Here is a 16,019-nt window from a genome sequence, read left to right as displayed (position 1 = left end):
TTAAGACCTAAAAATGGAAAAATCAAAATCGATGAACCAAAGGAATAATAGTACAAGAACAGCTATGATAATAAGAATACGATTTTTAACAGCAACGTCCATACCGCTAGAATAATCATCAGCAGCTGCTTGAAACTTGCCTTTTATGCCTTTTGTTTTTTGTAAGGTTTTACGGTGCTCGTCAAACTTACCTTTTATTTCAAAGGGTCTTCCACCATCCTCATTTTTGTAATAACGAGGTTGATAATCGTACTTTTTATTTTTTCTGCGATGTAAAATTCCCATAATCGATGCTTTACAAATTTACAATATACTTTGTAAGCATGATACAAAGAGTGTGCCCTTAACTTGTTTTTAAATCAAGAGCAGGCAAATAAATTAGAAAAAACCGATTATTGCTTTAACGCACTCCTATTTTGAGTACATCTTGTCTCGCAATTCTTTGATTTTTTTATCGTCCATATATTCCTCAAAGGTGGTATATCTATCAATTACTCCATTTGGAGTTAATTCGATAACTCTATTACCAACTGTTTGAGCAAATTGATGATCGTGAGTAGTCAATAGTACGGTTCCTTTAAAATTCTTTAGACTGTTATTAAAGGCTTGAATTGATTCAAGGTCCAAGTGGTTGGTAGGCTCATCAACCATAAGAACGTTTGCTCTTTTCATCATCATTCTCGATAACATGCATCGTACTTTCTCTCCACCCGAAAGAACCCTTGCGCTTTTCAATGCTTCTTCACCAGAGAAAATCATTTTACCTAAAAATCCTCTTAGGAAAACTTCTTCGCGCTCTTCCTCAGTTTGAGCATATTGCCTCAACCAGTCAACTAGATTCATGTCGGTATCAAAGAACTCGGCATTATCAACAGGCAAATAACTCTGTGTAGTGGTTACACCCCACATAAATTTACCTGAATCTGCAGCTACTCTATCATTAATAATATCATAGAATAAGGTAGTCGCACGACTATCTTTAGAATACATGATAACCTTATCGCCCTTAGCAAGATTGATATCGATATCCTTAAAAAGAACTTCTCCATCAATTGATCCAGATAGTTTTTCTACATTTAATATTTGATCACCTGCTTCTCTATCTCGATCAAATATTATAGCTGGATATCTTCTAGAAGAAGGTTTGATTTCCTCTATATTAAGCTTCTCGATCATTTTTTTACGAGAAGTAGCTTGTTTAGATTTTGCCACATTGGCACTAAAACGTGCAATAAACTCTTGTAGTTCTTTCTTTTTCTCTTCGGCTTTTTTATTGGCTTGTGCTCTTTGTCTAGCAGCAAGTTGTGATGATTCATACCAGAATGTATAATTACCACTGTATAAATTTATTTTACCGAAATCAATGTCGGCAATGTGAGTACACACACTATCTAAAAAGTGACGGTCGTGAGAAACTACAATAACCGTATTCTCATAATTTGCTAGGAAATTCTCTAACCACGAGATTGTTTCATAATCTAGGTCGTTAGTAGGCTCATCCATAATCAAGACATCAGGATTACCAAACAAAGCTTGTGCTAGTAACACACGTACCTTGAGCTTACCATCCATATCCTGCATGAGAGTGTAATGATACTCTTCACCTATACCTAAATTAGAGAGTAACGATGCAGCACTACTATCGGCATTCCAGCCGTCCATTTCTTCAAATTCTACTTGAAGCTCTCCAATTTTTTCGGCATTTTCATCAGTATAATCGGCGTACAATGCATCAATTTGAGCTTTTAATTTATAAAGGACTTTATTTCCTTTAAGAACCGTTTCTAGCACTGTATCTTCATCATGAGCGTTGTGATCCTGCTCTAGCACACTCATACGCTTACCAGACTCTAAATGTACGTGTCCACTTGTAGGCTCCATTTTTCCAGTAAGAATCCTCAAAAAGGTTGATTTACCAGCACCATTGGCACCGATTATCCCGTAGCAATTACTACCACCGAATTTTACATTTACCTCATCAAATAATATACGCTTACCGAACTGAACCGATAAATTAGAAACCGATAACATAATCTTGAATTTTAAGGCTGCAAAAATACTCATTCTATGTAGTTTGAGCATCACTTTCTTCAAGAGATTTAACAAGCTGTTAACGAGTAAGCCTATCTGTAACTACTTTATTTGTAATTACTGTGAATGAGTTGTGTATGAGTACGCTTTCGCGAAAGCAAAACATTTTTAAACTTTCTTGTTACCTATTACTCCTGTTAGTAACCATTACTTCTTGTGAGGAAAATCAACGAGATATCACCTATCTAGGAGGAAAAGTTGTCAACCCTAGAGCAGGATTTGTGATTATTCACAATTATTCAGATTTTAGGGATACGCTTGAATTAGATGAACAACAACGATTTTCATTTGTAAATAATAATTTTAAAACAGGATGGTACACTTTTCATCATGGGGACGAGTATCAATCTGTTTACATTAAAAAAGGTGACAGTTTAAAATGGAGATTTAATTCCAAATCCTTTGACGAAAGTCTTGCATTTACGGGTTCTAGAGCTAAAGAGAATAACTATTTAATAAACCTTTATATCGAGCTAGAACAGTTAAATGACCAAATTACTGCTAGATACAATCAACAACCTAAAGACTTTAAGAAGTATATAGACAGCATTATCAAAGCGCAAAAGAAGCGATTACTCAAAGTCGCAAAAGTTCAAGAGTTTGATCCAAAATTTGTGGCCGATGCAGAAAAACTAATTGAATGGAACGGCTGGTCTAGATTAGAGCGATACCCATACACGCATTTTGGTAAAACGGACTTTTTACAAGTAAAAGGACTACCTAGTAACTTTTTCTCTCATCGTAATTCTACTAATATAAACGACATTAATAACCAGAACATGTATACCTTTCCTTCCTATGTAAGGTCACTGGTAAGCAATCTTTCTCTTTATCAATGTTCTTTAGACAAAGGTAATGGCGCCGATGTCCACTTAGGCTCACTGGACTACCGAAAGAAAAAATTAAAAGTTATTGATAGCATTTTTACAGTTGATGAACTGAAAGACATTTATGCTAGTGCAGAAGTGCGTAATTACATACGCAGTCATAAGGGTGATGAAACGGTACAATCAATGATCGATGTTTTTACAGAGATTTCATCAAATGACGAGCTAGTTGCACAAATAAATGGTCTAGCTTCAACCTATATAAACTTGAGTCCTGGGAATGAGATCCCTAATTTTGAGCTGTACAATACAGAAAAGAATGAAGTCAAAATTAATGAAGTCATTGACCGAATGAGTGTTCTTTTCTTTTGGAGCTATGAGGATGAAGACTATGCCATTAGAATACATAATCAAATAAGAGATTTGCGTACTAAATATCCTGAAATCAAATTCATAGGTATTAATATAGACAATCCGAATAGTGATTTATGGAATAAAGCAAATAAGAGACTTGCTTTTAATCCTAAACATGAATATCAAATCAGAGACCCAAAAACCATTAATAGTCAGCTTGCTTTAAGTAAAAAGAATCGCAGTATGGTAGTAAGCTCAAGAGGTATCATTATGGACCCTAATATTAATTTGTTTCATTATAAAATTGAAACCACCTTATTAGGTTACTTAAGCCGGTAATGAAATTACATAAAAAAAAAACCCGAATCTAATGATTCGGTTTTTTTTATAGTTTCTTATTAAGAATTACCTTTCTTGTAATCAGCAAGAAATTTTTCTAATCCTATGTCGGTAAGAGGATGTTTAAGAAGTCCTTCAATTGAAGAAAGAGGACCTGTCATAACATCAGCTCCTATTTTTGCACAGTCAATAACGTGCATAGTATGTCTCACTGAAGCGGCTAGAATTTCAGTTTCAAACCCATAGTTATCATATATATGTCTGATTTCTGATATTAAGTTAAGACCATCTGTACTTATATCATCTAACCTTCCAATAAAAGGTGATACATATGTTGCACCAGCCTTGGCTGCAAGAATAGCTTGACCTGGAGAAAATACTAAGGTAACGTTTGTTTTAATCCCTTTGTCTGAAAAGTATTTACAAGCCTTTACACCGTCCTTAATCATAGGTAGTTTAACTACTATTTGATCATTAAGCGCGGCAAGTTTTTCACCTTCTTCTACCATACCTTTAAAATCAGTAGAAATAACCTCGGCACTTACGTAGCCATCTACTATATCACAAATTGCTTTGTAATGATTGATAATATTTTGTTCTCCAGTAATACCTTCCTTAGCCATAAGGGATGGATTGGTAGTTACGCCGTCAAGAACCCCTAAACCTTGAGCTTCAGCTATTTGATCTAGATTCGCAGTGTCAATAAAAAACTTCATTTGTGGTGTTTATTTGTTGTTGAATAAATAGGTTTACAAAAATGCTCAATACTTTATTAATACCCTATTTTTGAGGCAATTTTAATATTTTGTTTTTAACAACTTATGATCAAATATAATATCACTAATAAACTAGGTTTATTATCCATATTATTTCTACTAATTAATTGCAGTGGATATAAAAACATGGATAAATATGACCCTTTGGAGGTTGACCCTTCTACTCCACCTGGAACGATACAACTTACTGATAACTTGTATATAGATAAAGTACCGGTCACAAATTTAATGTACAATGAATTTTTAGATCATCTGGAAAACTACTGGTCATTAAAAAGACATGAAGAACTAAAAAACCTTCCTAGTTATGGCGTTAAACCCGATAGCGTTTTTATTCCATGGTCAGGTAACACTAGACTTTATATGGCAATGAGCCATGAAAACCCTTTTGAGTTAATCAATAACAAACTTAATGTCGATAATTACACCAGCGCACCATGGTACCAATGGCATCCTGTTGTACAAATTAATAAAGAACAGGCTGAAATGTATTGTAAATGGCGTACAGATGTGGTAAATGCTGTCTATGCTATAAGAAGTAAAAATGCTCGCAAAAGAGATAGATTTCCTTCAAAAGTAACGTATAGGTTACCTACAGTTGCCGAAATGAAGGCAGCTCAATACAAATTAGATAGAGAATATAAATTATTACGTTACAAAGAACAGATTTATGGATATAATGGTGATTTTCACGAATTCAAAAGAATGCAAGATGATGATCAATTATTCATATTTGAATTAAATGAATACGCACAAACCGGAGAATACAATCCTTTATTTGATTACGAACCAAATGTGTATCAAAAATCAGAATTTCAAAATGGATTTAGATGTATATGTGAAGTAGAATAATTTAAACTTCCTTAATTTGAAAAGGTCAGGTCAACTACAGTCAAAGTTAGCCTGACCTTTTTTGTTAATATCTACATTTATAAATAATTGAGAACAAAAATTAAACACTTCACAAAATCAAGAGTATTCGTGATGAAGCTCTTATTAAACGTAATATTTAATGCATTCCCAACTATTTAATTAACCAATGTTAAATCAATAAGTAAGATATCTTCTTAACCTATATGCTACAAAGTGCTGATAAATAAGGAAAACTCAACCAAATATTTACTTTTATACCAAAAAGTAAAACAATCATTTATGATAGTATTACTATCTTTTATAAAAGCATGACTGATATTTGTACCATCAAAAATTAAAAAAAATGAAAAAGACACTTTTAAACCTGATTGTAATAGTGAGTTTCATAGCTCTTTACAATTGCCAAAATCCACAAAATGATTCAATGAATACAAATTCTGAGGACAATCAGAAAGAAGCATTGAACACAAACGCAGATCACGATCCTTTACTTTATTCGGATGAATGTATTACAGAACGAGAAGTTATAGAGGCTCAAAAACTATGGGGTCAGGGAATTGTAAGAATAGGAAAAGTCTATACTGATCAAGGCGATTACTCTGGTGAAGCTGCAGACTTTATACAGGACATGTATGGTTACGACCTAAGTAGCGTTCTTTTTAAACCTACTCTAGCGTCGGATGACCAATTTAGATCAAGCTTTGATGCTGCCTTATCCTATTTTGTTGCAGGTAATGAGGCTTACCCAGAGGACAAAGGATTTGCTATAAAGCCGTATAATAAAGTTACCTTTGATAATACTGGAATTATAAACAACAGTTGTAGAATGGCAATTGCCATGGGTAACTATTATTTTACAGACCTTCAAGGATCAACAACTAAAGTGGAGTATACATTTGCTTATGTAAAGGATAAAACTGGAAAACTAAGAATTGTAGCTCACCAGTCCTCTTTACCATATAATCCTAATTAATTTATACTTTTAAACAACCCAGTCACGACATGACTGGGTTGTTCTCAATATTTTCCTATGAAAAAAATTATCTTTCTATTAGTATTACTACTCTCTTTCTCTGCTTATGCACAAGGTCCCGATGAAGATCAACTAGGTGCTTGGTACATGTATTTCTGGAATACAGAATTTAAAGAATCGAATTGGGGTCTTCAAGGTGACTACCAATATCGTGACTGGAGAGGTTTAGGCGATCGAGAACAATTGTTATTAAGAACAGGAGTTACATATACCCCAAAGGATAGTGGTGTTAAACTTACCTTAGGATATGCCAATATTACAACGGGACGCTTTGGGACCGATATAGACGCGCCTGTTTCTGAAAACAGGATATATCAAGAAGCCTTGTTTAACCAATCTCTCTTCAACAGATTATTACTTACGCATCGCATAAGATATGAGCAGCGATGGGTAGAGAATCAAGATTTTAGAACAAGATATCGTTATAATCTATTTGTTAACATACCATGGAATAAGAAAAATCTAAGTAAAGGAGCCATTTATACAGCTTTTTACAATGAGATTTTTATAAATGGTGAACGTAAAATTGGAAATGGTCGCAGTGTCCAATTCTTTGACCGCAATCGTACCTACATAGGAATGGGTTATTCTATCTCAAACAATCTTAGAGCACAAATTGGTTTTATGGAACAAACCACTGTAAATTGGCAAAAAGGTCAATTACAGTTCAGTTTACATCATAGTTTCTAATTTCACATAAGGAACACCGGTCAGCTCTAGTGTTCCTTTTTTTTCATCTTGCCTATAAACTCACTAAGCGAAAATTTTTATAAATACCTTATTTTTGGTTTTTAACCAACCTATAGAAGACTTCAAATTGCAAAATTTGTAGCCTTGAAAAACATGAAGCCAACCTTTTTCACTCCTCTCTTTATTGTCCTTTTTTTTAACGTACAATTCATTGAATCTCAAATTGAATTTTGTCAGAGATCAAAACGAGTTATTGATTTAATAGAACAACATCATTACAATCCACAGTTCAAAGAGAAAAACTGGAATCTTAGCGCGGCTACAATTTTGGTCAATCAACTTGACGAGGACCATATACTCCTAAGCTCAGAACAGTCTGAATTAATTCAAGATCAAGCACAAGCAGATTTCAATTCTCTAATTAACTTAGATTGCATCAATATCAAGTTTTATGAGAGCTTGATGCTACAATCCATAATCAAAAAGCACGATTTTCTTACAAGGTTTCTTACCACCAAACCAGATTACACATCGATTGAACAAGTAAAAAGAAGAAAAAATCTTGAGAATTATTGGATACCAAAAAATGAATTAGAAAATGTTTGGACAAAACAATTGAAATTATCCATTTTCTTTTCTCATTCAGCAAATTTTAAAGAGCTTGACATCGCTCTAGAAAAATTCTCAGAACATGAATCTGAGCATCGGATTAACGCAGTAAACGAATCTATTTGCCAGTTAGAATATTTAATCAATAATCCTATAGAAATAAAACGTAAGGTTGAAGCAAGTTTTCTTAATGCAATAGGCTTATCTCAGGATAAGCACACAAGATACTTTACCATCAATGAAAAGGAGTCTTTTGAAAAAGATGTTAGTCTTAATCAAGAAAGTTTTGGAATTTCTTTAAGAAAAGATGATAATCTGGCAAACAAACTGGTAGTTGGCGAACTACTATCCACAGGTTTAAATGAAAAAACTAAGTTACCCGAGGAGAACGATGTAGTGGTTTCAATTAAAACAGAAGACGTCGAACTTGATTTTAATTGTTTATCAAACTCAGAAATAAATCAAAAAATCAACAGTGAGGCACAAGAATCAATTACCCTAATTACACAAGATAAAGATGGTAACCAAAAAGAAACTACTATTAACAAAAGGGAACTACCTGTGATTTCAAATTTTCTAAGAGGTTACTTATTAAACGATAGATCCATAGGATATCTCAAAATCAACAGCTTTTATACAGATTTAGAAAAGCCTGATGGATTGGGAATGGCAAATGATGCTGCTGCCGAAATTTACAAGCTTATCCAATCAAACATCACAGGATTGATAATTGATTTAAGATTCAATGGTGGTGGATCATTAAAAGAAGCAGTAGACTTTGCAGGTCTATTCATCAATCGTGGTCCAGTATCGATAATCAATACTACCGATCAAGAAGAGCCTATAATCCTTAAGGATTTTAATCGAGGAGCTGCTTACAGTGGACCACTAGTGATCCTTGTAAATAAATACAGTGCCTCTGCATCAGAATTGTTTACTAATGTTATGAAAGACTATAATCGCGGTGTTATTGTAGGCTCAACAACTTATGGTAAATCTACAATGCAAGTTGTCCTACCTGTTAATGAGGATGAACCCAAGGACGGTTTCATGAAACTCACCACTGGAGCATTTTATAATATCTACGGCAAGTCACATAATGAGAAAGGAATTACTCCAGATGTAGCGCTGCCCGATGGAACAAGTACAACAGCACATGCTCCCAGTTTCACCCAACCGTTTGAAGTTCCCGATGTACAAGCAGCAAGTAGAATTCCCGTTAAAGCACCTTTAGATTTAGATCACATCATTTCCTCATCCACAAAAAGAACAATGAACAATGATGTTTTCAAAAAAATGAATCTTCAACGTGAAAAATTTGATCAACTATTTCATAAATCATTTGATCTCACATTGGAAAGTGTATTCAAACATTATCAAGAAATAACCTCATTAATTTCTGAACTAGAGATTTCCTATACTGATGTGTTGTTCACCGTTGAAGATCACGAAAGCACTACCGAAATATTAAAATACAATTCTATTGATCAGGAGTACAATGAAGAAATTAAATTACAACTATCTTCCGATCCTTACGTGCAAGAAAGCATTCACATATTAACCAACTTTAATAATTAACTATGAAAAAACTATTTGTAACCTTATTCTTTCTTTTAAGTTTCGCTTTCGCGAAAGCGCAACAATTCGACGACATGGGAGAATACTTAAACTTTATGAATAAGGAATACCGTAGCATTTCCAAACGCAGTTGGAAACTTACCCAAGCAGTTGCCCATTCAAAGAGAGATAAAACCATCCAAAAAAGAAAACAGCAATTGATTAAAGCAATTAATAATTCTATGAACAGAATTAAAAAAGCTGAAACTGTAGGTGGAGATGAGTACAAAAATGAAACTTTAAAAATCATGCAATTCAGGATTGATATCATGAATGAAGAATTTGAAAAAGTAATTGATCTGGAAAAAATAGCTCAAGAATCTTATGATGCTATGGAAGCTTATATCCTAGCGCAAGAAGCTCTTGATGAAAAAAGTGCCGAAGTTGAACTACAATACGAAAAGGCTGTAAAAGAATTTGGAAATAAAAACAACATAAACTTTACCGATGAAGAATCTGAGTTAGGGAACAAAATGCGCAAGGCAGGTGAAGTATTTGATTATAAAAACGACCTTTTTCTAATCTACTTTAAAGTTAAAATAAACGAGATCTACTTATTTGAATCACTAGAAAAACAGGATGTAAATGGCTTACAACAAAATGCCAATGCTCTTAAAACAGAAGCTCTTGCCGGTATTGAAAAATTAAAAACTTACAAGGGTTTTAATAATGATAAATCATTGATTCTTGCGATAAATAAATCGTTTAAGAACTACGTTAAAATGGCCGACACTTACATTGCCCCTATTACTGATTTTCTTATTTATCAAAAAGACTTTGAAAAGTTAAAGACAACCCTAGATAAAACTAGTCCTAACAAAAGGACAAAGAAAATGGTAGATGATTTTAATAAAAAAGTTGATGAAGTAAATAAAAAGCTTAAACTTTATAATAAAGCGCAAAGCGGCCTTGTGAATAATGCAAATAAGTTTAATACTAGTATCGCCAACTCTTTTGATAACTTTGTACAAAAGCATATACCTAAAGACTAGTCTATAGATAGTCTTTCATATCATTAAGATTACTAATTATTATGAGTATACTTTATCTATTTCTTGGTTTAATAGCACTTATTGTAGGTGGTGAATTCTTGGTAAGGTCTTCAGTTGGACTTTCCTTAAAGCTAAATCTATCAAGAATGATAATAGGATTAACGGTAGTGTCATTTGCCACTAGCGCTCCAGAACTCATAGTAAGTGTGCAAGCAGCTCTCAATGGATCTCCAGGTTTATCATTAGGAAACGTTATAGGATCCAATGTAGCAAACATAGGGTTAGTATTAGGAGTTACGGCTCTTATTTCCAGTTTGACCATAGAAAAAGATTTCTTTAAATTTAATTGGCCATGGATGGTTCTTTTTAGCATTTTACTTTATTTATGCCTTTACACAGGAAACATGCTGGAACGATGGGAAGGACTTCTATTATTAGGACTTATCGTATTGTTCTTAGTTCTTTTAATTAGAAGAGCAACTAAAGGTAATAGAGATTCTCAGGAAATGGATGAAGAATTGCAAGAAAGTCAATGGTGGAAAATCATTGTTTTCTTAACTATTGGCGGACTGGCTTTATGGAAAGGCTCTGAATGGTTAGTTACAGGTGCAATTGACATCGCTGAAAAATTAGATATACCTAAAAGTATAATAGGTATAAGCATGGTAGCTGTAGGTACTAGTGTTCCAGAACTTGCTGCATCCATCATTGCTGCTCTCAAAAAAGAGAAAGCAATCTCGCTAGGTAATCTTATCGGTTCAAATATTTTCAATATAGGTTCAGTGTTAGGTATTACAGCTTTAATTACTCCTATTAATGTCCCAGAAGATGCTCCCAGTTTAATGTCCAATGATATATTTTGGATGTTAGGCTTTGCACTTATTCTTTTACCACTAGCTTATTTACCTAAGTGGTTTACTCTTACAAGAATTAAGGGAATAGTTTTATTATCCCTTTATGTATTGTTTATTTACCTTGCCTACCAATCCCTATAAAAAATAGGGTTACTACAATAAAATAACGTTTTGTTAATAACACACCCCTAATTTTTTAGGGGTGTGTTATATTATTATAGTATTTTTGCACTGTATTTTTTATTAAATCTATTAAAATGTCCACTTTAAGATTTCAAGCGATCAAAGAAACTTTGAATCGCAAACCAGTTCAAGTTAATGAACCAGCAAGACGTAGCGAGATTTTTGGAAAGCATGTTTTCAATAAGGCTGCTATGAGACAGCACCTTACTAAAGAAGCTTTTAAAAGTGTTTTAGACGCAATGACTAACGGTTCTAAAATAAGCCGTGAGGTAGCAGACCACATTTCTACAGGTATGAAGGAATGGGCTATACAAAATGGTGCTACGCACTACACACACTGGTTTCAACCATTAACTGGTGCAACTGCTGAGAAACACGACGCCTTTTTTGAATTGGAAATGGATGGTGAAGTGATTGAAAAATTCGGTGGTGGACAATTAGTACAGCAAGAACCAGATGCATCATCGTTTCCAAATGGTGGTATTCGTAATACATTTGAAGCTCGTGGATATACAGCTTGGGATCCTACATCTCCTGCATTTATCATGGGTACCACTTTATGTATCCCTACAGTTTTTGTAGCTTATACGGGTGAAGCTCTGGATTATAAAACACCTTTACTTAGATCGTTACAAACGATAGACCAAGCAGCAACAGACGTTTGTAAGTATTTTGATAAGAACGTATCTAAGGTTACTGCAACTTTAGGTTGGGAACAAGAATATTTCTTAATCGATAGTGCTCTTGCAAATTCACGCCCAGATCTAGTTCTAGCTGGTAGAACTCTTTTAGGTCATGCAAGTGCCAAAGGACAACAATTAGATGATCATTACTTTGGATCTATTCCTTCAAGAGTGATGAATTTTATGCGTGATCTTGAAACTGAATGTATGCTTTTAGGTATACCTGTAAAAACACGTCATAATGAAGTAGCTCCTAATCAATTTGAATTAGCACCTATTTTTGAAGAAGCAAATCTAGCAGTAGATCACAATTCGCTTCTAATGGACGTGATGAGAAAAGTAAGTGCTCGCCACAGTTTTACGGTTCTTTTCCATGAAAAACCTTTCGCAGGTGTAAACGGTAGCGGAAAACACAATAACTGGTCTCTTGCTACAAATACAGGTGTAAACTTATTATCACCAGGTAAGACACCTATGAAAAACTTACAGTTCTTAACTTTCTTTATAAACACCATCAAGGCAGTTTATAAACATGAAGAACTTATTAGAGCAACGATTGCTAGTGCTTCTAACGATCACAGACTGGGTGCAAATGAAGCACCACCTGCTATTATATCAGTATTCATCGGTTCTCAATTAACTAACGTTTTAGACGAGCTTGAAAAAGTTACTGATGGTAAACTTTCTCCTCAAGAAAAAACAGATCTTAAACTTAATGTTGTAGGCAAAATACCAGAAGTAATATTAGACAACACTGATCGTAACCGTACTTCACCATTTGCATTCACAGGAAATAAATTTGAATTGCGCGCCGTAGGATCAACTGCAAACTGTGCAAATCCAATGACAGTACTTAATGCTATTGTTGCAGACCAGCTTATCGAATTTAAACAAGAAGTTGACTCTTTAATTAAAGATAAAAAACTTAAGAAAGATGAGGCTATTTTTAATGTATTAAGAGAATACATTAAAGACTCTAAAAAGATTAGATTTGAAGGTGATGGATATGGTGATGCATGGGAGAAAGAAGCTAAAAAGCGTGGTTTAAGTAATAATAAAACTACTCCTACTGCCTTAAAAGCAAAAGTCTCAAAACAGTCACTTGAGCTGTTTGAAAGACTAAATATCATGAGCAAAGTTGAAAGTGAAGCTAGATATGAAATTGAGGTAGAAGAATACGCAATGCGCATTCAAATAGAAGGTAGACTTCTAGGTGATATTGCACGCAACCACGTAATTCCTACTGCTATAAAGTATCAAAACACCTTAATTGAAAACGTTCAAGGTTTAAAAGAAATTTACGGTAAGGACTTCAAGAAGATTGCTAAAGAGCAAATGAACATTATCGAGTCAATTTCAGAACACATTGAAAAAATCAATGCAGGAATTACTGACATGACCGATGCTCGTAAAAAAGCAAATAACGAAAAGAATGCTGAAAAAACGGCCGCAGCTTACTGCGATAATGTAAAGCCATTCTTTGACGTTATACGTTATCACTGTGATAAATTAGAGTTATTGGTGGACGACGAGATCTGGCCTTTAACTAAATACAGAGAATTGTTATTTACTAGATAATAATTCTTTAATAACTCTTAAAGCCCCAGAAATTTTCTGGGGCTTTTTTATAAAAGTTATATAAGGTAGTGGTATCATATTTCTTTTAATAACTGTTTTATATCTATCAAATTACTTGAAGATCTCATACTAAAAAACAACCTAACTAATAGTACCTTTGCAACATGAGTCAAGATGTTTCTAAAAGATACGCACAGCGTGGTGTAAGCGCAGGTAAAGAAGACGTTCACAATGCTATTAAGAATGTCGACAAAGGATTATTCCCAAAAGCTTTTTGTAAAATAGTACCAGATCATTTAACGGGATCTAGTGATCATTGCCTTATCATGCACGCAGACGGCGCTGGCACAAAATCCAGCCTAGCCTACATGTATTGGAAAGAGACTGGAGACATCACTGTATGGAAAGGTATTGCACAAGATGCTCTTATAATGAATGTTGATGATTTATTATGTGTAGGTGCAACCGATAATATTCTACTTTCTAGCACTATCGGTAGAAACAAAAACAACATACCTGGCGAAGTCATAAGCGCTATTATCAACGGTACAGAGGAACTCATTAAAGACCTTAAAAAACACGGCGTAGAAATTATTTCTACTGGTGGTGAAACAGCAGATGTAGGCGACCTAGTACGCACCATTATCGTGGATTCCACAGTAACAGCACGCATGAATCGCAAGGATGTCATTGACAACGCAAATATTAAACCAGGAGACGTCATAGTAGGTTTAGCGAGTTTCGGTCAAGCCACCTATGAAAGTGAATACAATGGTGGTATGGGATCAAACGGACTTACTAGTGCAAGACACGATGTTTTTAATAAAACCCTAGCATCAAAATTTAAGGAAAGTTACGATCCTGCAGTTCCTGAAGATTTAGTTTACAGTGGCAGTAAAGAACTTACCGATCAAGTAGCAAACAGTCCTTTGGACGCAGGGAAATTGGTATTATCACCTACTAGAACCTACGCTCCTATTATCAAAAAAATTCTTAGCGATGTAAATAAATCCTCCATTCACGGGATGGTACACTGCAGCGGTGGCGCTCAAACTAAAATTTTACATTTTGTAGACAACGTACATGTCATAAAAGACAATATGTTCCAATTGCCACCATTATTCAAAATGATTCAAGAAGAGTCTGGCACAGATTGGAAAGAAATGTACCAGGTCTTTAATATGGGACATCGTATGGAACTGTATGTAGATAAGGATATCGCACAACAAATCATTGAAATTTCCCAATCCTTTAATGTGGATGCTCAAATTATTGGACGAGTTGAAGCAGCAGATAAGAAAAAACTTACCATAAAAAGTGAGTTTGGAACTTTTGAGTATTAAATATTACGCTTTCGCGAAAGCGTAATAACTACAACTAGAGCGAATTTTGATTATTTTCGCAAGACTTGAGATAGACCATGATAGATAAATTAAACATAGTAAAAAATCGTTTTGACGAGGTAAATGATTTGATCATTCAACCTGATGTAATAGCAGATCAAAAACGATATGTACAACTTACTAAAGAATATAAAGACCTCAAAAAATTGATGGACAAGCGCGAGGAATACATGACCCTTGTAGCAAATCTAGATGAGGCAAAAGAAATTCTTGCCGATGGAAGTGATCCAGATATGGTAGAAATGGCTCAAATGCAACATGATGAAGCAAAAGAGGCTATTCCTGGGCTTGAGGAAGAAATACGCATGATGCTTATTCCTAAAGATCCAGAAGATGCCAAGAATGCAGTAATGGAAATAAGAGCAGGAACTGGTGGTGATGAAGCTAGTATTTTTGCAGGTGACCTATACCGCATGTACGAGAAATACTGCTCTAGCAAAGGCTGGAGTACTAGTGTTATGGATGTGAGTGAAGGTACAAGTGGTGGTTATAAAGAAATCATTTTTGAAGTAAATGGTGAGGACGTATATGGAACTCTTAAGTTTGAAGCTGGTGTACATCGTGTACAACGAGTTCCACAAACTGAAACACAAGGTAGGGTTCATACAAGTGCTGCAACCGTAATGGTATTACCAGAGGCTGAGGAGTTTGATGTAGAACTAGATATGACTGAGGTTCGTATTGAGCGTACTACCTCAACAGGACCTGGTGGACAATCGGTAAACACTACATACAGTGCCATTAAATTACACCACGAACCTACCGGAATGATTGTAAGCTGTCAGGATCAAAAATCCTCACATAAAAACCTAGAAAAAGCTTTGAAGGTATTGAGATCTAGGCTTTATGAAATGGAACTTGCAAAGAAAATGGAAGCCGACTCTGAACGCCGTAAAAGTATGGTAAGTAGCGGTGACCGTAGTGCAAAAATTAGAACCTATAATTATCCACAAGGACGTGTGACGGATCATAGAATTAATTTGACGCTCTATGATCTTGATAACATCATCAACGGTGATATTCAAAAAATTATTGACGAATTACAATTAGTTGATAATACAGAAAAAATGAAAATGAGTGAGGATGGGCTATAACCCATCCTTTACTTTTTTAAATA

13 protein-coding genes are annotated in these 16,019 nt (G+C 34.5%); 10 read left to right on the top strand and 3 right to left on the bottom strand.

Translation table 11 applies throughout. From position 1 onward, the window contains the following. Both HCN53_RS00195 and HCN53_RS00190 read right to left on the bottom strand, forming a co-directional pair. On the bottom strand, window positions 1–285 hold the full coding sequence (locus HCN53_RS00195; RefSeq protein ID WP_085774300.1) for a riboflavin synthase subunit beta: 285 nt from the start codon (window positions 283–285) through the stop codon (window positions 1–3). Window positions 286–411: 126 nt separating this feature from the next. Continuing rightward, window positions 412–2,031, bottom strand: coding sequence for an ABC-F family ATP-binding cassette domain-containing protein (locus tag HCN53_RS00190; protein ID WP_042278988.1), 1,620 nt, complete (start codon window positions 2,029–2,031; stop codon window positions 412–414). Between the two features lie 122 nt (window positions 2,032–2,153). On the opposite strand from HCN53_RS00190, the gene HCN53_RS00185 reads away from it, so the two are divergent. Further along, on the top strand, window positions 2,154–3,611 hold the full coding sequence (locus HCN53_RS00185) for a redoxin domain-containing protein (RefSeq protein ID WP_167341613.1): 1,458 nt from the start codon (window positions 2,154–2,156) through the stop codon (window positions 3,609–3,611). 59 nt (window positions 3,612–3,670) lie between these two features. On the opposite strand, the gene fsa is transcribed toward HCN53_RS00185, so the two are convergent. Beyond that, entirely contained in the window at window positions 3,671–4,327 is a 657-nt protein-coding gene (gene fsa / locus HCN53_RS00180) for a fructose-6-phosphate aldolase (protein ID WP_167341612.1), read from the bottom strand. 186 nt (window positions 4,328–4,513) lie between these two features. Here fsa and HCN53_RS00175 point away from each other — a divergent pair, with 186 nt between their 5' ends. The 9 genes from HCN53_RS00175 to prfA all read left to right on the top strand — a co-directional run bounded on the left by HCN53_RS00175 (window position 4,514) and on the right by prfA (window position 15,996). Further along, window positions 4,514–5,239 carry an SUMF1/EgtB/PvdO family nonheme iron enzyme gene (locus tag HCN53_RS00175; RefSeq protein WP_235783981.1) on the top strand — a complete coding sequence of 242 codons (726 nt, stop codon included), beginning with the start codon at window positions 4,514–4,516 and terminating at the stop codon, window positions 5,237–5,239. Window positions 5,240–5,603: 364 nt separating this feature from the next. Next, window positions 5,604–6,233 (top strand): phosphoribosyl-AMP cyclohydrolase, encoded by a 630-nt coding sequence (locus HCN53_RS00170; protein WP_105018505.1) that lies wholly within the window; start codon window positions 5,604–5,606, stop codon window positions 6,231–6,233. 57 nt (window positions 6,234–6,290) lie between these two features. Continuing rightward, window positions 6,291–6,983: a DUF2490 domain-containing protein gene (locus HCN53_RS00165; RefSeq protein WP_105018504.1), complete on the top strand. Its 693-nt coding sequence runs from the start codon at window positions 6,291–6,293 to the stop codon at window positions 6,981–6,983. A gap of 153 nt (window positions 6,984–7,136) precedes the next feature. Further along, window positions 7,137–9,170, top strand: a complete 2,034-nt coding sequence (locus HCN53_RS00160; RefSeq protein ID WP_167341610.1) for a S41 family peptidase — start codon at window positions 7,137–7,139, stop codon at window positions 9,168–9,170. A gap of 2 nt (window positions 9,171–9,172) precedes the next feature. Next, entirely contained in the window at window positions 9,173–10,201 is a 1,029-nt protein-coding gene (locus HCN53_RS00155; protein ID WP_105018502.1) for a hypothetical protein, read from the top strand. Window positions 10,202–10,242: 41 nt separating this feature from the next. Then, the gene (locus HCN53_RS00150) at window positions 10,243–11,196 is read left to right on the top strand and encodes a calcium/sodium antiporter (RefSeq protein WP_167341609.1); all 954 of its coding nucleotides are present in this window, start codon (window positions 10,243–10,245) and stop codon (window positions 11,194–11,196) included. 116 nt (window positions 11,197–11,312) lie between these two features. Continuing rightward, a complete protein-coding gene (locus HCN53_RS00145) occupies window positions 11,313–13,499 on the top strand; it encodes a glutamine synthetase III (protein WP_060522981.1) in 2,187 nt (728 codons plus the stop codon). A gap of 164 nt (window positions 13,500–13,663) precedes the next feature. Beyond that, the gene (locus HCN53_RS00140; RefSeq protein ID WP_167341608.1) at window positions 13,664–14,842 is read left to right on the top strand and encodes an AIR synthase related protein; all 1,179 of its coding nucleotides are present in this window, start codon (window positions 13,664–13,666) and stop codon (window positions 14,840–14,842) included. A 77-nt stretch (window positions 14,843–14,919) separates the two neighbouring features. After that, entirely contained in the window at window positions 14,920–15,996 is a 1,077-nt protein-coding gene (gene prfA, locus HCN53_RS00135) for a peptide chain release factor 1 (protein WP_060522983.1), read from the top strand. Window positions 15,997–16,019: the final 23 nt, after the last annotated feature.

Origin of the sequence: Nonlabens sp. SY33080 (genome assembly GCF_011784885.1) — a bacterium.
In the GTDB taxonomy this organism is placed as follows: Bacteria; Bacteroidota; Bacteroidia; order Flavobacteriales; family Flavobacteriaceae; genus Nonlabens; species Nonlabens tegetincola.
The sequence above is the reverse complement of the archived record's forward strand: the minus strand, read 5'-3'. Positions and strand labels throughout refer to the sequence as shown.

Coding starts and splice junctions, on each gene's coding strand:
- HCN53_RS00145 (WP_060522981.1), top strand. CDS start 11,313: ATGTCCACTTTAAGATTTCAAGCGATCAAAGAAACTTTGAATCGCAAA.
- HCN53_RS00190 (WP_042278988.1), bottom strand. CDS start 2,031: ATGTTATCGGTTTCTAATTTATCGGTTCAGTTCGGTAAGCGTATATTA.
- HCN53_RS00170 (WP_105018505.1), top strand. CDS start 5,604: ATGAAAAAGACACTTTTAAACCTGATTGTAATAGTGAGTTTCATAGCT.
- prfA (WP_060522983.1), top strand. CDS start 14,920: ATGATAGATAAATTAAACATAGTAAAAAATCGTTTTGACGAGGTAAAT.
- HCN53_RS00160 (WP_167341610.1), top strand. CDS start 7,137: ATGAAGCCAACCTTTTTCACTCCTCTCTTTATTGTCCTTTTTTTTAAC.
- HCN53_RS00150 (WP_167341609.1), top strand. CDS start 10,243: ATGAGTATACTTTATCTATTTCTTGGTTTAATAGCACTTATTGTAGGT.
- HCN53_RS00175 (WP_235783981.1), top strand. CDS start 4,514: ATGGATAAATATGACCCTTTGGAGGTTGACCCTTCTACTCCACCTGGA.
- fsa (WP_167341612.1), bottom strand. CDS start 4,327: ATGAAGTTTTTTATTGACACTGCGAATCTAGATCAAATAGCTGAAGCT.
- HCN53_RS00155 (WP_105018502.1), top strand. CDS start 9,173: ATGAAAAAACTATTTGTAACCTTATTCTTTCTTTTAAGTTTCGCTTTC.
- HCN53_RS00140 (WP_167341608.1), top strand. CDS start 13,664: ATGAGTCAAGATGTTTCTAAAAGATACGCACAGCGTGGTGTAAGCGCA.
- HCN53_RS00165 (WP_105018504.1), top strand. CDS start 6,291: ATGAAAAAAATTATCTTTCTATTAGTATTACTACTCTCTTTCTCTGCT.
- HCN53_RS00195 (WP_085774300.1), bottom strand. CDS start 285: ATGGGAATTTTACATCGCAGAAAAAATAAAAAGTACGATTATCAACCT.